The organism is Mesorhizobium sp. M2C.T.Ca.TU.002.02.1.1, from assembly GCF_003997225.1.
Map to the genome: position 1 here is coordinate 1 of NZ_RZTO01000770.1, position 2,901 is coordinate 2,901.

Consider the following 2,901-nt stretch of genomic DNA (forward strand, 5'->3'; position numbering starts at 1 on the left):
GTCCCGCAAGGGGAACGTAACCATCTTCGTCTCAACGCATTTCATGAATGAGGCGGAGCGCTGCGATCGCATCTCGCTCATGCACGCCGGCAGGGTCCTGATCAGCGACACGCCCGCCGGCATCGTCGGGAGCCGATCGGCGGCAACACTGGAAGAAGCCTTTGTTGGATATCTGGAGGAAGCGACGGGGCCCGAGCAACCCGGCGCCCCGGGCTCGGCCGCTGAGACAATGCCGCTCGCGGAAGCGCCCGGCACGCCTCACGGCCAATCCCAAAAGAGCCTTGCCGGCCGTTTCTTCGATCTGCGGCGCATGTTCGCCTACACCCGGCGCGAGGCGCTGGAACTCGCACGCGATCCGATCCGAGCCACGCTGGCCACCATCGGCAGCCTCATTCTGATGTTCGTCGTGGGCTACGGCATCAACATGGACGTCGAGAATCTCTCCTTCGCCGTCCTCGATCGCGACGACACGACGATCAGCCGGGACTACGTGCTGCAGATCGCCGGCTCGCGCTATTTCACCGAGAAGACGCCGATCACAGACTATGCCGATCTCGACCGGCGCATGGAGGATGGGGAGCTCAATCTCGCCATCGAAATTCCGACCGGCTTCGGGCGTGACCTTGCGCGCGGCCGCCACGTCACGATCGGCGCATGGATCGACGGCGCCATGCCGACACGTGCCGAAACCGTGCAGGGCTATGTCTCGGGAATGCATGCCGACTGGCTCACGCGGAAGGCGCGCGAACTCTACGGCGACGCCGCCACGGCCAGCGCCTTCCAGCTCGATATCCGCTACCGCTACAACCCCGACGTCCGCAGCCTCGATGCCATCGTTCCGGCCGTCATACCGATGCTTCTCCTGCTGATCCCGGCGATGCTGGCCGTGCTGAGCGTGGTGCGGGAGAAAGAGCTCGGCTCCATCATCAATTTCTACGTCACGCCCGTCACCCGGCTCGAGTTCCTGGTCGGCAAGCAGATTCCCTATGTGGTCCTCGCGATGCTGAACTTCGTGCTGTTGACCGCCTTTGCCGTCTTCATTTTCGGCGTGCCGTTGACCGGCAGCCTTCCGGCTTTCGCCGCCGCGGCCCTTCTCTATGTGATGGCCACGACGGCAATGGGGCTCTTTCTGTCGACCTTCATGAGCAGCCAGATCGCGGCGATCTTCGGAACCGCGCTTATTACCATGATCCCGGCCACCCAGTATTCGGGGATGATCGATCCGGTGTCGTCGCTCCAGGGCGCTGGCGCATTCATCGGCCAGATCTATCCGACCACCTATTTCGTGACGATCTCGCGCGGCGTCTTTTCCAAGGCACTCAGCTTCGCCGACCTGTCCGGCGCGTTCGTTCCGCTGCTCGTCGCCTTTCCGGTGCTGCTCAGCCTTGGAGCGGCTTTCTTGAGAAAACAGGCCCGCTGATGCGCATCGCCAACATCTACGAGCTCGGCGTCAAGGAACTGCGCGGTCTTGTCCGCGACCCGATGATGCTTGTGCTGATCGTCTACGCCTTCACCATCGCCATCTACACCGAATCCAAGGCGATGCCTGAGACGCTCAACCGCGCTCCGATCGCCATCGTCGATGAGGATCAGTCGCCGGTCTCATCGCGTATCGTCACGGCATTTTACCCGCCTTACTTCACCGCACCGCGCCTTATTTCCCAGCCGGAGATGGACCGCCGCATGGATTCAGGCATGGATACGTTCGCGCTGGACATTCCGCCGAACTTCCAGCGCGACCTTCTGGCCGGCCGCGCTCCGACGGTTCAGCTCAATGTCGACGCCACCCGCATGTCGCAGGCCTTTACCGGCGGAGGCTACGTCCAGTCTATCGTTTCGGGGGAAGTGAACGAATTCCTGAGCCACTACCGCTCCGAGGCTTCGCTGCCCGTCGAGCTCGACCTCAGGGCACGATTTAACCCCGAGCTCAACAAGGGCTGGTTCGGCGCGATCACCAACGTCATCTCCTCCATCACGATGCTTTCGATCGTGCTCACCGGCGCCGCGCTGATACGCGAGCGCGAGCACGGGACGATCGAGCACCTCCTGGTGATGCCGGTCACCCCGTTCGAAATCATGACGAGCAAGATCTGGTCCATGGGCATCGTCGTTCTGGTGGCATCGGGCCTTGCGCTCGTCTTCGTCATCCAGGGGCTGCTGTCGGTCCCGATAAACGGATCGGTCGCGCTCTTCATGATGGGCGCGGCCCTCGACATCTTCGCCATGACTTGCCTGGGGATCTTCCTTGCCACCGTCGCCGGCTCCATGCCGCAATTCGGCCTGCTGCTGATGATGGTGTTGCTGCCCTTGCAAGTGTTGTCCGGCGGCGTGACGCCGCGCGAGAGCATGCCCCTCGCCATCCAGGCCATCATGTCCGTCGCGCCCAACACGCATTTCGTCATGCTGGCCCAGGCGATCCTGTTTCGCGGCGCCGGCCTCGATGTCGTCTGGCCGCAACTTGCGGCGCTGCTGGTCATCGGCGTGCTGCTGTTTGCGTTCTCGCTCCGCCGCTTTCGTCAATTCCTGAAATAGACCCAAACTCTCGGCACGCCCAACATGGCGCCGATGATGGTGCCCTTGCTGCCCTGCAGCGCGCAGCGGGCGGGCCGATGCGGGTTCGAACCTGGCGGCGACGGTGATGCGGATACGAAGACGCCGCTTGAGGGGGGCGTTTTGTTGTTGGTTTTGGGGACGGGATTTGAGTTCTCTGTCCCGCGGCGCCGGCTTTGTCTGCTTGCGAGCCGCTGATGCAGGTTAAAATCGCCGGCCCTTGCGGCAAAAAACCAAAAGAGCCCGCGCAAGGCGGGCTCTTTTGGTTTTGGTTGCGGGGACAGGATTTGAACCTGTGACCTTCAGGTTATGAGCCTGACGAGCTACCGGGCTGCTCCACCCCGCGTCACC

At 62.7% G+C, this 2,901-nt stretch carries 2 protein-coding genes and 1 tRNA gene; 2 read left to right on the top strand and 1 reads right to left on the bottom strand.

Annotation, left to right across the window (positions count from 1 at the left end; genetic code table 11):
- Together EOD07_RS29100 and EOD07_RS29105 are read left to right on the top strand one after the other, a co-directional pair.
- On the top strand, nt 1–1,420 hold a 1,420-nt coding region (locus EOD07_RS29100; protein WP_164772638.1), incomplete at its 5' end, for an ABC transporter permease.
- Nucleotides 1,420–2,532: an ABC transporter permease gene (locus EOD07_RS29105; protein ID WP_127237802.1), complete on the top strand. Its 1,113-nt coding sequence runs from the start codon at nt 1,420–1,422 to the stop codon at nt 2,530–2,532. The genes EOD07_RS29100 and EOD07_RS29105, both read left to right, overlap by 1 nt.
- Before the next feature lie 287 nt (nt 2,533–2,819).
- On the opposite strand, the gene EOD07_RS29110 is transcribed toward EOD07_RS29105, so the two are convergent.
- Nucleotides 2,820–2,896 (bottom strand) — tRNA-Met (locus tag EOD07_RS29110).
- Between the last annotated feature and the right edge of the window lie 5 nt (nt 2,897–2,901).

Coding starts and splice junctions, on each gene's coding strand:
- EOD07_RS29105 (WP_127237802.1), top strand. CDS start 1,420: ATGCGCATCGCCAACATCTACGAGCTCGGCGTCAAGGAACTGCGCGGT.